At 60.7% G+C, this 19,087-nt stretch carries 16 protein-coding genes; all 16 read right to left on the bottom strand.

Annotated elements, in window-relative coordinates:
• Positions 1–233: 233 nt before the first annotated feature.
• The 16 genes from ftsZ to ACP90_RS09230 all read right to left on the bottom strand — a co-directional run bounded on the left by ftsZ (position 234) and on the right by ACP90_RS09230 (position 19,020).
• Positions 234–2,012, bottom strand: a complete 1,779-nt coding sequence (gene ftsZ, locus ACP90_RS09305; RefSeq protein ID WP_062491483.1) for a cell division protein FtsZ — start codon at positions 2,010–2,012, stop codon at positions 234–236.
• A gap of 115 nt (positions 2,013–2,127) precedes the next feature.
• Positions 2,128–3,414 carry a cell division protein FtsA gene (ftsA, locus tag ACP90_RS09300; protein ID WP_031269119.1) on the bottom strand — a complete coding sequence of 429 codons (1,287 nt, stop codon included), beginning with the start codon at positions 3,412–3,414 and terminating at the stop codon, positions 2,128–2,130.
• A 32-nt stretch (positions 3,415–3,446) separates the two neighbouring features.
• Positions 3,447–4,325, bottom strand: coding sequence for a cell division protein FtsQ/DivIB (locus ACP90_RS09295; protein WP_208993490.1), 879 nt, complete (start codon positions 4,323–4,325; stop codon positions 3,447–3,449).
• A 23-nt stretch (positions 4,326–4,348) separates the two neighbouring features.
• On the bottom strand, positions 4,349–5,275 hold the full coding sequence (locus ACP90_RS09290) for a D-alanine--D-alanine ligase (RefSeq protein WP_062488133.1): 927 nt from the start codon (positions 5,273–5,275) through the stop codon (positions 4,349–4,351).
• Entirely contained in the window at positions 5,275–6,246 is a 972-nt protein-coding gene (gene murB, locus ACP90_RS09285) for a UDP-N-acetylmuramate dehydrogenase (protein WP_062488131.1), read from the bottom strand. Before murB ends, ACP90_RS09290 begins: the two co-directional genes overlap by 1 nt.
• A 12-nt stretch (positions 6,247–6,258) precedes the next feature.
• Positions 6,259–7,659: a UDP-N-acetylmuramate--L-alanine ligase gene (gene murC / locus ACP90_RS09280; protein WP_062488129.1), complete on the bottom strand. Its 1,401-nt coding sequence runs from the start codon at positions 7,657–7,659 to the stop codon at positions 6,259–6,261.
• Positions 7,656–8,762, bottom strand: coding sequence for an undecaprenyldiphospho-muramoylpentapeptide beta-N-acetylglucosaminyltransferase (gene murG / locus ACP90_RS09275; protein WP_062488127.1), 1,107 nt, complete (start codon positions 8,760–8,762; stop codon positions 7,656–7,658). The genes murC and murG overlap by 4 nt, the downstream gene beginning before the upstream one ends.
• Before the next feature lie 17 nt (positions 8,763–8,779).
• The gene (gene ftsW / locus ACP90_RS09270) at positions 8,780–9,937 is read right to left on the bottom strand and encodes a putative lipid II flippase FtsW (protein ID WP_023000492.1); all 1,158 of its coding nucleotides are present in this window, start codon (positions 9,935–9,937) and stop codon (positions 8,780–8,782) included.
• Between the two features lies 1 nt (position 9,938).
• On the bottom strand, positions 9,939–11,339 hold the full coding sequence (gene murD, locus ACP90_RS09265; protein WP_062488126.1) for a UDP-N-acetylmuramoyl-L-alanine--D-glutamate ligase: 1,401 nt from the start codon (positions 11,337–11,339) through the stop codon (positions 9,939–9,941).
• A gap of 4 nt (positions 11,340–11,343) precedes the next feature.
• The gene (gene mraY / locus ACP90_RS09260) at positions 11,344–12,429 is read right to left on the bottom strand and encodes a phospho-N-acetylmuramoyl-pentapeptide-transferase (RefSeq protein WP_023000490.1); all 1,086 of its coding nucleotides are present in this window, start codon (positions 12,427–12,429) and stop codon (positions 11,344–11,346) included.
• A 10-nt stretch (positions 12,430–12,439) separates the two neighbouring features.
• Positions 12,440–13,870: a UDP-N-acetylmuramoylalanyl-D-glutamyl-2,6-diaminopimelate--D-alanyl-D-alanine ligase gene (locus ACP90_RS09255; RefSeq protein ID WP_062488125.1), complete on the bottom strand. Its 1,431-nt coding sequence runs from the start codon at positions 13,868–13,870 to the stop codon at positions 12,440–12,442.
• Complete coding sequence (locus ACP90_RS09250; protein ID WP_062488123.1) at positions 13,867–15,336, bottom strand: UDP-N-acetylmuramoyl-L-alanyl-D-glutamate--2,6-diaminopimelate ligase; 1,470 nt, start codon at positions 15,334–15,336, stop codon at positions 13,867–13,869. Before ACP90_RS09250 ends, ACP90_RS09255 begins: the two co-directional genes overlap by 4 nt.
• 101 nt (positions 15,337–15,437) lie before the next feature.
• Positions 15,438–17,150, bottom strand: coding sequence for a penicillin-binding protein 2 (locus ACP90_RS09245; RefSeq protein ID WP_023014553.1), 1,713 nt, complete (start codon positions 17,148–17,150; stop codon positions 15,438–15,440).
• 10 nt (positions 17,151–17,160) lie between these two features.
• Complete coding sequence (locus ACP90_RS09240) at positions 17,161–17,514, bottom strand: hypothetical protein (protein ID WP_023000486.1); 354 nt, start codon at positions 17,512–17,514, stop codon at positions 17,161–17,163.
• Between the two features lies 1 nt (position 17,515).
• Entirely contained in the window at positions 17,516–18,556 is a 1,041-nt protein-coding gene (gene rsmH / locus ACP90_RS09235; RefSeq protein WP_062488121.1) for a 16S rRNA (cytosine(1402)-N(4))-methyltransferase RsmH, read from the bottom strand.
• On the bottom strand, positions 18,553–19,020 hold the full coding sequence (locus ACP90_RS09230; protein ID WP_023000484.1) for a cell division protein MraZ: 468 nt from the start codon (positions 19,018–19,020) through the stop codon (positions 18,553–18,555). The genes rsmH and ACP90_RS09230 overlap by 4 nt, the downstream gene beginning before the upstream one ends.
• Positions 19,021–19,087 lie beyond the last annotated feature (67 nt).

Genomic DNA, 19,087 nt, shown 5'->3' with positions numbered 1-19,087 from the left:
GCGGAAACAAGCCCTCTATTTGCCCTTAAAGGGTTACGGACTTTTAACGATCCCGCGTTGGCTGGGAACATAGTCCCGAACCCCAATTGGGCGAAATAAAGCTTTATTACGATTTGTAACGATTCACAGGCTTTCAAATCACTGAATTAAAACGGGAATTTGTTCCGTTACGGAAACAGCCCGGAGCGTGAACTCCGGGCTGTAACGATCAGGGAAGATGATCGGGTCTCGAATCAGTTGGCCTGGCGGCGAAGAAACGCCGGAATTTCCAATTGTTCGTCTTCTGTTGCAGTTACCGGCTTCGGCGTTGCCCGCCCGGTGTTGTCCAGCTGGCCTGCAGCGCCATGAGCTGCGGGACGTTGCTGGGGCGCACGCGGGGCGGCCTGCTGGGCCGGCTGCATCTGCGGAGCAGGACGGGCAACCGGTGCGGCAGCCATGTCATGTTCCTGATCTTCTTCGTGATGACGGCCAAGGCCGCTTGCAAGGCGACGCAGCAGCCCCATCGGGCGGCGGTCGTCTTCGACGTGCTCTTCATAGCTCGGTGCCGGAGCAGGCTGCTGAGGACGCTGCTGGGCAACGGCCTGCTGAGGCTGGGCTACATTTGCAGTCTGCTGCTTTGCCTGAATTTCACGCTGAGCGATCGGCGGGAAATCCTCCACCCGCGGCATGCGCGGTGCAGGGTTATGCTCGGCGGCAACCGGCGGAATGTAAGGCTGGCTGACCGGCATGTCTTCTGCGACAGGTGCCCGGGCTTCGTCTTCGATGTCGAGCATCTGCGGCTTGGCTGCAAGCGAACCTGCTGCCGGCTGCACCTTCTTGATCTCGACAGCCGGATCGCTTGCGACGGCGACCGGCTGCGGATCCGGAATGGCAAGTTCCCGTTCCAGATTGGCAACGGCCTTGGCAGCGGCATTTTCGGCGTGAGCCTTTTCAGCCAGAGCGGCCGGGCGCTGAGTGTTGATTTCCGGTGTCCGGCTTACCGCCGGAGCTTCGGCCTTTACAGGCTGAGATGCTGTTCCGGGAAACGTGTTGGCCGCAAGGCCTTCCTCCCTGTCAATGCCGGTTGCAACGACGGACACGCGGATGAGACCATCCAGCGTCTCGTCGAAGGTCGCGCCCAGAATGATGTTGGCGTCGGCGTCAACTTCCTCGCGGATGCGGGTAGCCGCTTCATCCACTTCGAACAGCGTCAGGTCGTTGCCGCCCGTAATGGAGATGAGCAGGCCTCTTGCGCCCTTCATCGAGGATTCGTCGAGCAGCGGGTTGGCAATGGCCGCTTCCGCCGCCTGCTGTGCACGCTTTTCGCCACTAGCTTCGCCGGTGCCCATCATGGCCTTGCCCATGCCGCGCATCACGGAGCGAACGTCGGCGAAGTCGAGGTTGATGAGACCTTCCTTCACCATCAGGTCGGTGATGCAGGCAACACCAGAGTAGAGCACCTGGTCGGCCATCGCGAATGCGTCGGCGAAGGTGGTCTGGGCATTGGCAATCCGGAACAGGTTCTGGTTCGGAATGACGATCAGTGTGTCGACACTCCGCTGCAGTTCCTCGATACCGGAATCGGCGATCCGCATACGGCGAGCGCCTTCGAACTGGAACGGTTTGGTCACCACACCTACCGTCAGTATACCCTGCTCGCGTGCCGCCCGTGCGATAACGGGTGCGGCACCGGTGCCGGTTCCACCGCCCATGCCGGCGGTGATGAACACCATGTGCGATCCGGACAGGTGATCGTTGATTTCGTCGATCACTTCCTCGGCAGCTGCGCAGCCGACTTCCGGCTGGGAGCCTGCGCCAAGACCTTCAGTCACGGCCACGCCCATCTGGACGAGCCTGTCTGAATGGTTCATGGCCAGTGCCTGGGCATCCGTGTTGGCAACGACGAAGTCGCAGCCCTGGAGACCTGCAGTGATCATGTTATTGACGGCGTTTCCGCCCGCGCCGCCGACGCCGAAGACCGTAATGCGTGGCTTCAGCTCCTGAATGTCGGGCATCTTCAGGTTGATGGTCATATTATCCTCGCGACCCACTGGCGCCCCCGGTACGGGAGTAGCCTCTTCTTCCCTAATCTCCTCTGCCATTTCTGGCAGCTCAACTTCCTGGATGTCGTCTTCTTGGCTCATGTCGTCAGAAGCTTTCCCTGATCCATTGGCCCACGCGGGCCAGGTAACCAGATTGCCCGCCCCACCCTGATCTCCGGTTCTTGTGTTCGAACTGTTCGATCTGAGCGACCTGCGGATAAATCAAGAGACCGACAGCGGCGGCAAAAGCCGGACCTTTGGCAGCCTCGGGAAGACCGGCGACGCCTAGAGGCCGGCCAAGACGGACGTTGCGCCCCAGGATGTGACGCGCAACTTCTCCAAGACCCGTGAGCTGACTTGCGCCCCCGGTCAGAACGATCTGCTTACCGACACGCCCGGCAAAGCCGGACGCCGTAAGCCGATCCCTCACGAGTTCAAGGATTTCTTCCACGCGCGGCCGGATAACCCGGGTCAACGCCGAGCGTGGGATCTGGTTCGGCAGGTCGCTGTCACTTTCCAGCGGCGGCACCGTGAGCATGTCACGATCGTCCGAGCTGGACGCCAGCGGCGAGCCGTAAAGGGTTTTCAAACGCTCCGCATCCTGCAGACGGGTTGCAAAAGCGCGGGCGATATCGGTGGTGACGTGATTGCCACCAACGGCAATCGCATCCAGGTGCACCATGTGGCCATCGACAAAGACCGACAATGTCGTCGTGCCGCCGCCCATGTCGATGCAGGCGACGCCAAGCTCGGCTTCGTCATCCACGATGGTGGACAGGCCACTGGCAAACGGCGTCGCCACCATGGTTTCCACATGAAGGTGACCGCGGTTGATGCACAGTTCCAGATTGCGCACAGGCGGAACTTCCGCCGTCACGACCTGCATGTCGACGCCCAGCTTGTGGCCCATCATGCCACGCGGATCGCGGATGCCGCGGCTGCCGTCCAGCGAATAGGAGATCGGCAAGGCGTGTGTGACGGCCCGGCCGTCGGTCACCGAGTGGCTGGAGCCGGCGGAAAGCACCCGCTGGATATCGGCTTCAGACACGCTGTCGCCTGCCAGCGGAACGTTGGCGCTGTAGATCTCGCTCTGCAGGCGTCCGCAGCTGATGTTTGCGATCAGCGACTCGACCGTCACGCCGGCCATGCGCTCGGCACTGTCGACTGCCAGACGGATGGCCTGTTCGGCAGCATCCATGTCGACAACGACGCCGGACTTGATCCCGCGCGAGCGCTGATAACCGTACCCCAGCACTTCCACTTTGTGGGAGCGGCTGGAAAGAATTGCCTTTTCTTCCTGCGGCACCAGTTTGGCGATCAGGCAGCAGACCTTCGTGGAGCCCACGTCCAGAACCGACATGATGACGGCACGACGGCTCGGCAGCGGCCGCATCTTCGGCAGGTAGAGGTTGTTGTCGGAGCGGCTCACGTGTCACGCTCCTTTTTGCCTGAGCGGCCCTTGCCGCCCGTCATGACCTTGCGCTGTTCGGCAGCCTCGTCGGAGAGGCGCACGGTCACGCGGTCTGCCAGACGCATGTCGATGGCAACGATATCCCGGGACAGAAGCCCGCTTTCTTCATCCATTTTCACCAGATCTGCCAAGGCGGCGTCGATGTTGTCTTGGGGCAAGCGGATCGAAATCCCGTTCTCAAGCTGCAGGTCCCAGCGGCGATCGCTGATCAGGAACGCCGCGCGCACGCGCGGACGCAGGCCCGGGACCTTCTCCAGCGAGGTGTTGATCTCGGATGCCCGGCGCTGAGCACCGTGGTTCACGACAAGCAGCAGATTGGCATAACGCCCGTCCACCTCGTCGGTGATCACGTCACCTGATTCGTTTACGATCGAGACCATGTCGCCGCGCTGCCACAGCGCATAGGGCACGCGTTCCTCGATGTTGATCTGCAGCGTGCTCGGATAGAGCTTCATCACCGAAGCGCTCTTCACCCAGGCCATCTCGTTAAGACGCTCGCGAGCGCTATTGGCGTCAAACAGGGCGAGCGAGGAACCCTCGTGAATTTCCAGCGCTTCCAGGATCTGGAACTCGTTGATTTCACGCTGGCCGGACAGCTTGACGGCCTCGATGCCGAAACCAGCAGCGGACAGGAGACTGTCGGCAACAAGCCGGCCGTGCCCCCCTATGACTATTCCATAACCAATTGTTAAGGTTAAGAAAGTCAGCGCAGCAGCAGATCCCGACCAGCGTGGCAGATCTGCCAGGCGCCCGGCCGAACGCCACACCGGCTGGCGGTGCAAACGCGGCACACCGCGCCCGCGCGGAGCCAGTTCAGCCTCCAGCGGGGTCATAGCGTCCCGGTAATGTTTGCGCCTTATCGACAGCAACTCGCGTCCTCAACCATCCAGCTGACCAGGTCCTTGAAACTCATCCCCTTGTGGGCCGCCATTTCGGGTACAAGAGAAGTCGGCGTCATGCCTGGCTGCGTGTTCACTTCTAGGCAAATCAGCTCTCCGGATCCGTCTTCCTTTTCATCGAATCGGAAGTCGGCGCGGGAAACACCGCGGCAACCCAGAGCCTGATGCGCCTTAACTGCTAGTGTCTCTATGGTTTGGTAAACAATCGGTGAAATTTTTGCAGGAAGAATGTGTTTTGAACCGCCTTGTGCATATTTTGCGTCGTAATCGTAGAAGCCGTGACCTAACGGCACTATGTCGATGACGCCCAGGGCCGTATCATCCATGACGGCACAGGTCAGCTCCCGCCCGCTGATGAACTTTTCGCACATCAGAACGTCAGGGTAAGGCCAGTCCTCCCGCCCCAGTTCCTGTGGCGGAAACTCTTGATCTTCCTTGACAATCAGCACTCCGAAGCTCGATCCCTCGTTGATGGGTTTCAGCACATATGGCGGCTTCATCGGATGCTCGCGGGTGATCTCCCGGCGGTTGACAACAAGGTGTTCCGTGACCGGAATTCCGGCTGCATTCATCACCGCTTTTGCCTTCACCTTGTTCATTGCAAGGCTTGAGGCGAGCACACCGGAATGTGTGTACGGGATGTTAAGAACTTCTAATATTCCCTGAACGCAGCCATCCTCGCCGAAGGGACCGTGAAGAGCGTTAAAGACCACATCGGGCTTCAAATCTTTGAGAACAGCGGAAATATTGCGGTCAACATCGACCTTGGTGACCCGGTAGCCGGCTTCTTCCAGCGCATCGGCGCAGCCCTTGCCGCTGGCGAGGCTTACAGGACGCTCGTTAACCCAGCCCCCCATCAGAACAGCGACATGTTTGCTTGCCATCAGGCAGCCTCCCCTTCCTTGCCCAGAAATGGCTCGATAGCCCCCTCTGAACCGAATTCACCCAGGCGCTTGATCTCCCACTCCAGGCGGATGCCGCTGTGCGCCAACACGCGCGAGCGCACGGTTTCCCCCAGCAGTTCGAGATCATGTCCGGTGGCCGTTCCGGTATTGATCATGAAGTTGCAATGCATTTCGGACATTTGCGCTCCACCGACGGTCAGGCCACGGCATCCGGCCGCGTCGACCTCTTTCCATGCCGATGTACCGGGCGGGTTCTTGAAGGTGGATCCGCCGGTCTTTTCACGGATCGGCTGCGCCCGTTCGCGGTGGGCGACAACGTCGGCCATTTCCTGTCGGATCGAGGCTTCGTCCTGCGGCACGCCTTCAAAGACGGCGGAGGTAAAGATCAGGTCTTTCGAAGCTTCCGAGTGGCGATAGGCATAGCCCATGTCCTCATTCGTCAGAACGTGGCGGTTGCCGTCCCGGTCGACAGCGGTCAGCTCCACCATGCGCTCGCGGGTTTCCGTGCCGTGAGCGCCCGCATTCATGCGCAGCGCACCGCCCAGACCACCAGGAATACCTGTGTAAAACGCAAAACCGCCGAGACCGGCCTTGGCCGCAGCTTCCGCCAGACGCTTGTCCGGCACGGCCGCCCCTGCCTTCAACCTGTTACCGCCGACTTCCTCAATGGAACCGAAGCCCTTTGCACTCAGGCGAATGACAACGCCCTTCAGGCCGCCGTCACGGATCAGCAGGTTGGAACCCAGCCCTACCGGCAGCACCGGAACATCTTTCGGAAGCTTTTTCAGGAAGGCAGCAAGGTCGTCTTCATCCGCCGGCTGGAACATCAACTGCGCGGGACCACCAGTGCGGAACCACGTGACCGCAGACAGTGGCTGGTTGGCCGTCAGCTTGCCGCCGATACCTTCGGCAAGCTCCGGATACTGCTCCAGCAGATCGGGAAACGCCATGTGACGTCCTCCTTAAAGCTCTTCCAGCTGTTTCGGCAGCGCGTACGCCCACTGGGTGATGTTGCCGGCCCCGAGGCAAACCACGAAGTCGCCCGGCTCGGTCAGTTCCTTGACAAGCGCCGGCAGCTCTTCCGGGCCCTCGATCGCCCGAACGTTTCTGTGACCGCGGGTCTTCATGCCCGAGACGAGATCGGTATGTGCCGCTCCCTCGATCGGCTGCTCCCCCGCGGCGTAGACAGGAGCGATAATCACCGCATCCGCATCGTTGAAGCAGTTCGAGAAATCATCGAACAGGCTGTGCAGGCGCGAATAGCGATGCGGCTGCATCACCGCGATTACCTTGCCTTTTGTCGACTCGCGCGCCGCATGGAGCACGGCCTTGATTTCAACAGGGTGGTGGCCGTAATCGTCGAATATCTGAACGCCGCCCACCGTACCGGTGTGCGTGAAGCGCCGCTTGACCCCGCCGAAGGCGGCAATGCCTTTTCTGAGATCGTCCGCCTCGACACCCAGCTGCGAGGCAACCGCGATAGCCGCGGTGGCATTCGAAACGTTGTGAAGGCCCGGCATCGGCAGCGTCAGGTCGTTCAGTTCGATCACCTGCCCGCTGCGGCGGTCACGAAGGGTCACGGAGAAGATCGACTTGCCACCATCCATCGACACATCGGTGTAGCGAACGTCGGCCTGCGGATTGGCGCCATAGGTGACGACACGCCGGTCCTCGATGGTCCCGATCATCGTCTGGACTTCGGGATGGTCGAGACACATGACGGCAAAGCCGTAGAAGGGCACATTTTCAACGAACTGCCGGAAGGCAGCGCGCACGCCGGCGAAGTCGCCGTAGTGATCCAGATGCTCCGGATCGATGTTTGTGACGATGGCGACATCAGCCGGCAGCTTGACGAAGGTGCCGTCGCTCTCGTCTGCCTCGACTACCATCCAGTCACCCTCGCCCATGCGGGCATTGGTGCCATAGGCATTGATGATACCGCCATTGATCACCGTCGGATCCAGACCGCCAGCATCGAGAAGAGCGGCCACCATCGATGTGGTCGTGGTCTTGCCATGTGTCCCGCCAACGGCGATCGCCTGCTTGAAGCGCATCAACTCGGCCAGCATTTCCGCCCGTCGCACCACAGGGATCAGCTTTTCACGGGCCGCGACCAGTTCCGGGTTGTCCTTCTTTATGGCGGAAGACACGACCAGCACCTCGGCATCGCCCAGGTTTTCTGCGGCATGGCCAATGGAAACCTTGATGCCGTTGTCACGCAGGCGCTGAACATTGGCGTTTTCCGCCATGTCCGAGCCTTGCACCGTGTAGCCGAGGGTCTTCAGCACTTCGGCAATCCCGCTCATGCCGATACCGCCGATGCCGACAAAATGAACCGGTCCGATGTCCTGCGGCATCTTCATGGCCGTTCTCCTTGTTTTGCTGCGACCTTCTCGACGAGGTCGGCAAGTCTTTTCACCGCGTCAGGCCTGGCGACGCTGCGCGCCTTTAGCGCTGCTTCGCCCAGCATTTCGGGTGCATTCATGAATCGGGTGATTTCCTGGGCCAGCCGCTCCGGATAGAGGTCGACCTGACGGATCGGCCAGGCCCCACCTGCCTTTTCAAGCACCTTGGCATTGGCAGCCTGGTCCTGATCAATGGCTCCGGGCAACGGTACCAGGATGGAGGGACGGCCAAGAACGCTGAGCTCGCTGACCGACGACGCACCGGACCGGCAGATCACCAGATGCGCCTGGGCAATCCGCTGTGGCATGTCCTGGAAGAATGGCGCGCATTCGGCCTGAACGCCCAGACTGTCGTAAACCGCCTGTACCCGCTCCATGTCCTCCGGACGGCACTGCTGCACGATCCGCAAACGGGCGCGGATGTCGGCAGGCAGTTTTTCAAGCGCCAGCGGCAACAGGTCGGAAAAGAAGCGCGCGCCCTGGGATCCGCCGAAGACCAGCAGGTTGAACGTTCCCCCAGTGAGCGGTGCCGAGTAGGGCAACTCCGCAGCCGCTAGGACGGCGTCCCGAACAGGGTTGCCCGTTTCAGTCAGCTTGGCCTTGAAATCCGCCGGCAGATCTTCGATCGGAACGCTTGTGGCAATGGCGGTCACGCCCTTCGCCAACAGGCGGTTGGCCCGCCCCATGACGCCGTTTGCTTCGTGCAGGATGGAGGGCGTGCCCGTGAGCCGGGCAGCATACATTGGCGGAAACGTCGGATAACCACCAAACCCGGCCACGACATCCGGTTTCAAGGCCTTGATCACCTTGCGTGCCTGCAGCGTTCCAAGAAACAGTTTCACTGCGGTCTTCGCCAGCAGGAAGGGATTGCGCCCCCGGATGGTCTCCGAAGCGATGATGTGAACCTTGCGAGCGGGAAAGGCGCTGCCGTATTTGTCGGCCCGTTCGTCGGTTGCTAGTTCCACGGTCCAGCCGCGCCGGATCAACTCGCTGGCCAGCGCCTGTGCGGGGAAGAGGTGGCCGCCCGTTCCGCCGGCCGTCAGTAAAACAGTTTTGCTCATGAGTGCGGCATGGGGCCTTACATCAGGGAAGAGGGTGAAAGCCGGCTCACCGTGACGACATCACCGCGCGACGGCTGCGGCCGCCTGCGCGTGAGCGCCAGAATGGCACCAGCGGTCATGGCGGACGACAAGAGCGACGACCCGCCGTAGGAAACGAAAGGCAGGGTCATGCCCTTGGACGGAATGAGGTGAAGGTTCACCGCGAGATTGATCGTGGCCTGCAGACCGAACAGCACGGTCAGGCCTGCTGTGGCAAGACGACTGAAGGCATCCTGATCACGGCTGGCGTGACGCAGGCCTCTCAAGACGATGAATGCAAAGACGGAGACAAGCAGCAGACAGGCGATTACGCCGAACTCCTCGCCAACAACGGCGAAGATGAAGTCTGTGTGGCTGTCCGGCAGGATCCGCTTGACGGTGCCCTCCCCCGGACCACGGCCCAGCCACCCACCTGCAAGAAATGAATCCTTGGCCGTATCGATCTGGAAGGTGTCGCCGGAGCTCGGGTCGAGGAACCGGTCCACGCGGTTGGTCACGTGCGGCAGGAAGGCATAGGCGGCAAACAGGCCAACGATCCCGATGACGCCAAGCGCCATGATGATGAGCCAGGAAATCCCGTTCAGAAAGAACAGCCCTGCCCAGACCAGGCCGAGCAGCATGGTCTGACCGAAGTCCGGCTGGGCGATCAGGAGAGCCGCGCAAACCGCAAAGAGTACAAAGGCGAAGAGCACTCCAGGCACCTCGCGCCGGCGGCCGCTTTCCGACAGAAGGAAAGCGATCAGGATCACGAAGGCAGGCTTCAGGAATTCGGACGGCTGTATCGACAAGCCGGCGATATAGATCCAGCGCCGCGCACCCTTGGCCTCAAACCCCAGGAACAGCGTCGCGACCATCATCAGTAGTGACACGATGAACAGGATGAGTGCCGCTCGCCGGACCATGCGCGGCGTCATCAGCGAGCCGGCGAGCATGATCGTCAGGGCCGGGATCAGGAACATGGCCTGTCGCTTGACGAAATAGAAGGTTTCAACGCCGATGCGTTCGGCAACCGGCGGACTGGCTGCAAACGAAAGCACCACACCGCCAACCATCAGCAGGCTGAAGGCGGCAAGCAGATAGTGGTCCACTGTCCAGAGCCATTCCGCAAAGCGGCTGCGATCGGCGCGCGAAACCATATCAGGCGACCTCCTGGGTATTGCCGGAATTGGGCAAGGCACGCACCGCATCTACAAAAGCAGCGCCCCGCAGTTCAAAATTCGGGAATTGGTCGAAGCTCGCACAGGCGGGCGACAAAAGTATGGCGATTTCCGCCGCACCGTCCTCTGCCGCCTCGGCAGCGGCGTCCTGCACTGCCTGGGTCAGCGTTCCGCTGATCTTGAAGGGCACGCGGCCATCCAGCGTCTTGGCGAAATCCTGAGCCGCCTCTCCGATCAGAAAGGTCTTGGCGATCTTCGGGAAATATTCGTCCAGCGAGGAGATACCGCCCGCCTTGGCCCGGCCGCCCGCGATCCAGTAGATCCGATCGAAACTTGCCAATGCTCTGGCCGCAGCGTCAGCGTTGGTAGCCTTGGAATCGTTGATATAGAGAACCCGGCCCTTCTTCTCCACCACTTCCATGCGGTGATGAAGTCCCGGGAAGGTCTTGAGGGCTTCTGCGATCTGCCCTGCCGGAATTTCCAGCGCACGCAGAGCCGCGAAGGCAGCCGCCGCATTCTGGCCGTTGTGGTCACCCCGGAGGCTGTCGATCCCGCCTAACAGCGCAACTTCGATCTGGCTACCGTCATGCGCCTCGATCAGTCGCCCGTGGCGAGCGTAGATACCGTTGGTAAGTTCCTTTTCACCAGCGATCCGGCACACGGGCTTGCGTGCAAGTTCAAGCCTGTCGGCAATTGCTGAGGACAACCGGTCGTCAACTCCCACAACCGCGACCTTGGCACCGGCAACAAGCCGCTCCTTGATAGCGGCGTAGTTTTCCATGGACCCGTGACGATCGAGATGATCCGGTGACAGGTTCATGTGAATGCCGACCGTTGCATCCAGGGTCGGCGCCAGATCGATCTGGTAGGAAGAGCACTCCACCACATAGTGCCGACCGGGTTGCGGAGGATCCAGTTCGAGGACCGGCGTCCCGATGTTACCGCCGAGTTGCACGTCCCGGCCGAGGGCCTTCAGGAGATGCGCGATCAGGGCGGTGGTCGTCGACTTGCCATTGGTACCGGTAATCGCAATCAGCGGCGCGGACGGGCATTGTTTGCGCCGCTCACGGCAGAAAAGCTCGACATCCCCGACAATCTCGACGCCAGCATCACGCGCCAGCTCCACCGACCAGTGCGGCACCGGATGGGTCAGCGGCACACCGGGTGCAAGAACCAGTGCGGCAACGTCCGACCAGTCAAGGTTTCGAAGGTCTTGCGTTGCAAGCCCCTCGCCGGCAGCTTGTGCGACCCGAGCTTCGTTGTCGTCGAAACAGACCACATCCGCACCGCCCGCCTTCAGCGCGCGCGCCGTTGCAAGCCCGGACCCGCCGAGCCCGAACAGGGCAACCTTTCTGCCGTCGAATGTGGTGACCGGGATCATGCGTCTACCTCAGCTTCAAGGTTGCGAGGCCGAGCAGGGCAAGCACGACGGAAATGATCCAGAAGCGGATCACCACCTGGCTTTCGGTCCAGCCCATGATCTCGAAATGATGGTGGATCGGCGCCATTCGGAAGACCCGCTTGCCGGTCAGTTTGAAGGAAAACACCTGCACGATGACCGACACGGCTTCGAGCACGAAGAGGCCTCCAATGATGGCCAGAACAATCTCGTGCTTGGTGGCAACCGCGATCGCGCCGATCATGCCGCCGAGAGCAAGTGATCCGGTGTCACCCATGAAGATGGCGGCCGGAGGAGCGTTGAACCACAGGAAGCCTAGACCCGCGCCGATCACGGCACCACAGATGACGGCAAGTTCACCGGTGCCGGCAACGTGGTGGATCTGGAGATAGCTGGCAAAAACCGCATTACCGGAAAGATAGGCAATCAGGCCGAAGGAAGCGCAGGCGATCATCACCGGTACGATTGCCAGACCATCGAGACCGTCGGTCAGGTTGACCGCGTTCCCCGCGCCAACCATCACGAAGGCCGCGAAGGGAATGAAGAAAAGACCGAGATTGAGCGTCAGATCCTTGATGAAGGGAAAAGTGATCGCTTCCGAGTATTCGGACACATCCAGAAGGGTAACCGCGAAGGCCGCGCCGCCCGCGATCAGGAACTCCAGGCCCAACCGGGCCTTGCCGCCAAATCCCTTGTGCGAGGACTTGGTGACCTTCAGGTAGTCATCATAAAAACCGATGCCGCCGAACCCGAGGGTGACGCCGATGACCACCCAGACGTAAGGGTTGGAAAGATCCGACCAAAGCAATGCCGCGACCAGGGCCCCTGACAGGATCATCAACCCGCCCATGGTGGGCGTGCCTTTCTTGGTCAGGAGATGACTTTCAGGTCCGTCGGCGCGGATCGGCTGCCCATGCCCTTGCCGGATCCGAAGACTGGCGATGATTTTCGGTCCGAACAGGAAAACGAAAAACAGCGCGGTCATGATCGCGCCACCGGTTCGGAAAGTGATGTAACGGAACACGTTCAGCGCTGAAATCTGATCCGCGAATTGCCCCAAGAAATAAAACATCCAATGCCCCTTACGCCGCTGCGGTGTCGTCCGCAGGCGGATATTCTTTTTTCAAGGCCTCGACAAGCGGGCCCATCCGGGTTCCGAGCGATCCCTTGATCATAACAACATCACCGGAACGGACGTCGCCCAAAAGCACGTCTTCCAGATCTTTTGCTTCTTCGCAGTAGTGTCCGCGCAGGTCATGCGGCAGCAGCTTCCAGAGCGCATGCATGTGCGGGCCCGCGCAATAGACCGCGTCGATATCGGCGTCGGTAATCGGCTGGAGCAACTCCGCGTGCAAACGGTCGGCATCGGTCCCCAGTTCGCGCATATCTCCAATGACGGCAATACGGCGACCCGGCCTTGTGACAGGCGCCTCGCCCAGCACGGCAAGTGCTGCCTTCATAGAGGCGGGATTGGCGTTGTAGCTCTCGTCGATCAGGTTGAACTCGCCCTTCTGCATGGGCAGACGGGTCACCTCGCCGCGACCCTTGGGTGCGCGCATGGAATCGAGTGCCAGTCCTGCTTTTGCAAGATCCGCCCCCAGATCCACGACCGCGGTCAAGACTGCCAGGCTATTCTTGACGTGGTGTTTGCCCGACGCCCCGATCTTGTACGTGATTTCCTGGCCCAGAATGCTGGCGTCGACACTCGATCCGGCCGGATAGGAGACTGCCTTCTGGAGATGGCTGTCTGCCGAAGGGTCTTCGCCAAATGTTTGGATTTTGGAAACACCGGCAGCAGCAGCCAGAAACTTCAGCAGGTCGAATTGCAGATTGTCCTTGTTCAGGATCGCAATTCCACCAGGCTCCAGTCCGTCGAAAATTTCGGCCTTTGCCTTGGCTATCTGCTCGACGCTGTCGAAAAATTCCAGGTGTACCGGCTGAACGGTGGTGATGATCACCACGTGCGGGCGCACCATCTTTACCAGCGGCGAGATTTCGCCCGCATGGTTCATGCCGATCTCGAAGACACCGAAATCCGTGTCGGCGGGCATGCGTGCCAATGTCAGCGGTACGCCCCAATGGTTGTTGAAAGAGGCAACCGAGGCATGAACCTTGCCGGATTCTGTCAGTGTCAGGCGCAGCGCTTCCTTCGTGCCGGTCTTTCCGACAGAACCGGTAACCGCGACAATGCGGGCACTACTGCGGGCCCGCGCTGCAACACCGAGATTGCGCATGGCTTCAAGCGGATCGTCCACCACCACGTAGCGGCCATCTTCGGGCAGATTGGACAAACGATCCTCGCCAACCAGCGCCACCGATGCGCCGGCTTCCAGTGCGGCGGCAACATAATCATGCCCGTCCAGACGGTCGCCGGTGATCGCGACGAATGCATCACCCGGCTCCAGCGTCCGGCTGTCTATGGATATACCGGTAATTTCAGCGCCAGCATCACCCTGAAGGCGGCCACCGGCGGCTTCAACAAAGGCATCAAGGGTCCAAAGCGGGTCGCTCATGTGTTTCCTTCAAGACTGATGGCGCGCTTTACGGCTTCGTGATCGGAAAAGGGAATCACTGTGTCGCCAACAATCTGGCCCGTTTCGTGACCTTTTCCGGCCACACACAGGATATCGCCATCCTTTAGGCGGCGAACTCCCTCTGCGATCGCTTCATACCGGTCGCCAATCTCCATTGCATCGGGTGCGCCACCCAACACCGCCTTGCGAATGGTCGCCGGGTCTTCCGAGCGCGGGTTGTCGTCGGTGACGATAACCAGATCGGCCCTGCGAGCCGCGACTTCCCCCATCAGCTCGCGTTTTCCGGGGTCCCTGTCGCCACCGGCGCCGATAATCACGGACAGCTTGCCACGGGCAAATGGCTTCAAGGCCGCAAGGGCGTTATCAAGCGCGTCCGGCTTGTGGGCGTAATCGACAAAAACCAGCCCGCCTGCTGGCGTCTTGCCGGCAAGTTCAAGACGGCCCGGAGCCCCCTTCAGGTTTTCAAGGGCCCGCAAGGCAGTTCCCGTGTCGATGCCAGCGGCAATCGCGAGACCGGCAGCAATGAGTGCGTTGGAAACCTGGAAGCGACCGATCAGGGGCAGCGTCACCTTGTATTCGCCGCGCGCACTCTGGATCGTCAGTTCCTGCCCTGCCCCCATCGGTTTCAGGCCGGTAAGGGTGAGGTTCCGGCCGGTTTCTCCGACCGTGAAGAGCGGCAGTCCTCGCTCCTGCGCGACCGCCATGACCCGGTCAGCATATTTCTCACCCGGATCGCAGACCACTGTGCCGCCTGACGGAAGCAACTCTTTGAACAGGCGAAGCTTTGCATTCAGGTAATGCTCGATCGTCGGATGATAGTCCATGTGATCGCGGCCAAGATTGGTGAAGGCGGCCGCCGTCAGCCGAACACCGTCCAGCCGGTACTGATCGAGACCGTGCGAAGAGGCCTCAAGCGCCGCGTGATTGACACCTTCTTCTTCCAGCTCTGCCAACTGCTTGTGCAAGGCAACCGGGTCCGGCGTTGTCAGGCCGCCGTAGCTTTCTCCATCCGGCTTGATAACGCCCAGTGTACCAAGACTTGCGGCAGGATGGCCTGCAGACTGGAAAATCTGACGGGCGAAATGAGCAACGGATGTCTTGCCTGCAGTTCCGGTGACGGCAACTATTGTGTCGGGTTGAGCTCCGTAGAAACGGGCCGCCATTCTCGCAAAAACCTGACGAGGCTCTGCGGCACTGACAACGGCAACCGTGTTCGGCACCTGTGCACGCACTGCATCTGCGGCCTCTTCAGCACACAGAATGGCAATTGCCCCGGCCGCTGCTGCGTCCGGGGCGAATTTTGTCCCGTCGACGGAAGCCCCCTTGAAGGCGGCAAACAAGAAGCCCGGCTGAACTTTGCGGCTATCAGCCGTCAGCCCCGTAATTTTCCGAGCTTCTGCCGCTTCGGGCAAGGTCAGCCCGGCAGCTAAATACTCAAGATCCATCTCACCCGATCATCCGGTTTGTGCGTCGTCATTAATGAGCTTTTTCGGAAAACCGGATTTCGGCTGCGACCCCGCCGGTTTTCAAAGCTCAGCTCGTCTCCTTAATAGGAAATCTCGATTGGTTCATCCCCTTTGCTGAACCGTGGCATCACACCAAGCATGGGAGCCGAGCGGCGAACGATTGCGCCAACCATTGGCGCGGCGTTCAGACCAGCCGTCGCGCCAATGCCGTCGCGTTCCGGTTTCGGCTCGTCGATAACGACCAGAACCACGTAGCGCGGGTCGTCCATCGGGAAGGCCGACAGGAACGAGTTGCGGCGCTTGTTGTTGACATATCGACCGTTCTCGATCTTCTCCGCAGTGCCAGTCTTGCCACCGACCGTGTAGCCCGGGACATCGGCCCGGCGGCCCGAACCGGAGAGCACGTTCAGCCTGAAGAGATAACGCATCATGCGGCTCGTTTCCGGAGAAACGACTTGTTTGCCAAGCTTTTGCACGTCTTCGGGGCTTCTCGGCAGGAAGGTTGGCGGAAGCAGGACGCCACCATTCACCAGCGCCGCGGCGGCAACGGCGGTCTGCATCGGCGTTACCGAGATACCGTGCCCGAACGAGATGGTCATCGCCGCCAGTTCGTTCCATTTCGGCGGCAGCAGCGGCGCTGCATTTTCCGGCAACTCGGTCTGCAGACGATCAGTCAGGTGCAGGCGCTTCAGGAAGTCCTGCTGGCGCGCAATACCGGTCGCCAGCATCATTTTTGCGGTGCCGATGTTGGATGAATAGATAAAGATTTCAGGCACCGACAGGATGCGGTGTTTCCCGTGGAAATCCGAAATCGTGCGCCCGCCTGCCCTGATCGGACGGGTCGCATCGAAGCTGTCATTGATCGAAACAGCCCCCGAATCCAGTGCCATCGCGGTGGTGAAGGTCTTGAAGACCGATCCCATTTCAAAGACACCACCGGTTGCCCGGTTCAGGCGGTCTTTTTCCAGGGCCTGCGCCCGGTCGTTCGGGTCGTAGTCCGGCAGGGAGGACATGGCGACCACTTCGCCGGTCTTCACATCCAGAACGATACCGGCCGCGGCGATCGCCTTGTAGCGTTCCATCGCCTTCACGAGCTCATCGCGCACGACATGCTGGACGCGCAGATCGACGGACAGCTTCACCGGCTCCATCGTACGGTCCGACGTAAAGCCAAGCGACTGAAGGTCCCTCAACCAGGAGTCATCGATGTATTTTTCGATCCCGGCGAGGCCCTGATTGTCGACGTTGACGGAACCAACGATATGGCCCGCGGTCGGCCCACCCGGATAGAAACGCTGGTTTTCCGAAAGGAAGCCGATACCCGGCAGGCCGAGATTGTGTACTCTTTCGGCCTGCTGCGGGGTCATTTCACGTTTCAGCCAGACGAAGCCGGCGCCACTTTCCAGACGGCGACGCACCAGACCCTCGTTCAGATCCGGCACGATACGGATCAACCCCTCGACCGCCTCGTCCACATCCATGATACGGCGCGGTTCAGCGTAAAGCGAAGCCGTCTTGATGTCGGTAGCAAGGATCTCGCCGTTCCTGTCGATCAGGTCCGGACGGGAGGCGGCAACGGAATCCTGCGCCGAAATCCAGGCATGGGACGGCGCCTCTTCCATTTGCGCCAGCATTACCAGCCGGCCCGCGATCGCAACATAGACGCAGGCAAAGGCAAGCATGGCCACATAGACACGGGATTTGACCGCACTGGCGGAGACGGAGTCCCTTGTCGCCCGCGGATGAGCCCGTCTTACCTGAAGGAAGCTGGCCGGTTCACTAACCATCGTCATGACCGCGCCCTCACTGGATCACAGCAGACGAGCCGGCATAGCCGCCCATCTGACTGCCACCGATTGGCTCCAGCATAACAGGACGCGCCGGAAGATCTTCCGTTGTCACGATCTGCTTCACATCAAGCGGTTCAAGAAGAAGATAATCGTTATAGCGCTCGACAAGGGACTGCAGCCGGTCCGGCTTGTTGAGAAGGCTCCACTCCGCCTTCAGATGACGGATGGAGTCGCGCTCCTCGTCGATCTGCCGCTTCAGATCGGCAACCTTTTCCGCAGACTTCGTCGCTGCGAGCTTCATGTCATAGACCGTCGCCGCGCCGATCACGACCGCCAGTATGAACACGATGTTCAGCGTTCGAACCATATTAGCCCCCTAGCCCATGGAAGGCTGCGAGACGTGGGACACCCGCCTGATGGATGTCCAGCTCTCGCGCCTCAGCTTCGGTCCGCCGCCCGGCCCGAAGCTTCGCGGATCTTGCCCGCGGATTGATGTCCGTTTCAGCGTCGGCAGCTTCCACCGCCTTGCGCGTCAACAATTCGAATGTCGCCGGAGGCACGTCTTCCTCCGGCATATGTCGGGATCCGCCACCGCGGGTCCGGGTCCGATCCTGGAAGAACCGCTTGACGATACGGTCTTCGAGGGAATGGAAACTCACCAGCACAAGGCGTCCGCCCGGCTTCAGAATCCGCTCGGCCGCGCCCAGCGCTTCAGCCGCCTGATGCAACTCGCCGTTCACGTAGATCCGCAGCGCCTGGAAGGTTCGCGTTGCCGGATGGATCTGTGCCTTCTTGGGCGACCGGCCAAGCACCTTTTCGATCAGGTTCGCCAGCTCCAGGGTCCGGGTGAATGGCTTTTCCTTGCGGGCCCTGTCGATGGCGTGCGCAACTGTCGTCGCCCGCTTTTCCTCGCCCAACAGACCGATGACGCGGATCAGACCCTTCACTGGCAGCTCATTGACGACATCCGCAGCCGATGGCCCGGCCTGCTCCATACGCATGTCCAACGGCCCATCGCGCAGGAATGAAAAGCCGCGATCAGCCTCATCAAGCTGCATGGAAGATACGCCGAGATCGAGAACCACACCGTCGACACCATCGAAACCGCAACCGCGGGCATGCGTTTCAAGACCCGCAAATTGACCCGGCACGAGCATCAGCCGGCCTTCGGAAGCTTTCACAAGCTCCTGCCCGCCGGCAATCGCGTCCGGATCCCGGTCGATACCGATCACATGGGCACCACGTTCCAGAATTGCGCGGGAATAACCTCCGGCACCGAAAGTACCGTCGACAATCACCTCGCCGGGCTGCGGTGCAAGCCACTCCAGAACCTCTTTCAGGAGAACCGGCACATGGCGCTCGGGTCCGCCAGCGTCAGGAGCAACGTCTCTGTCGCCGAGCGCCATCATACCGGCTCTCCCTGAGAGGATGCGGAGCTTTGCCCCGACAGCATCGCGAGCGCACGCCGTTGGGCCTCTGCGCGGTACTCGCGAAACTTTTCAGGTTCCCAGATCTGGAACTTGTAATTCATGCCGACGAAGGTGACCTGGTCGGTAATTCCGGTGTGTTCGCGGATCATGTCGGAAATGGTCATGCGGCCATCCCCATCGATCCTCGGGTTTTCGCTGGCGCCGAACAGGGCGATCGCCAGTGCATCATGATCGGGAGAGAGCTTTGCGAAGGCTTCCGAGCGCTTGTTGATTTCAGCAAGCAGATCGTTTCCGCCCGCGTCGACAGCCGCGCAGTGTGAAGAAGCAATGCAATAAAGGCCTTCAAATCCATCTCTCGCCAATACCGTACGGAAGGGCGCCGGGATCGACACGCGACCCTTGGCATCCAGCCGGTTGGTAAAGTGAGAAACAAAGCCGGCCATTCATCCCCTCGAAACGGGTCCCCACCCGTTCAAATCCCAAGTTCACCCGTAAATGAGAGGAAGGCCG

This window comes from Labrenzia sp. CP4 (genome assembly GCF_001579905.1).
In the GTDB taxonomy this organism is placed as follows: domain Bacteria; phylum Pseudomonadota; class Alphaproteobacteria; order Rhizobiales; family Stappiaceae; genus Roseibium; species Roseibium algicola.
The sequence above is the reverse complement of the archived record's forward strand: the minus strand, read 5'-3'. Positions and strand labels throughout refer to the sequence as shown.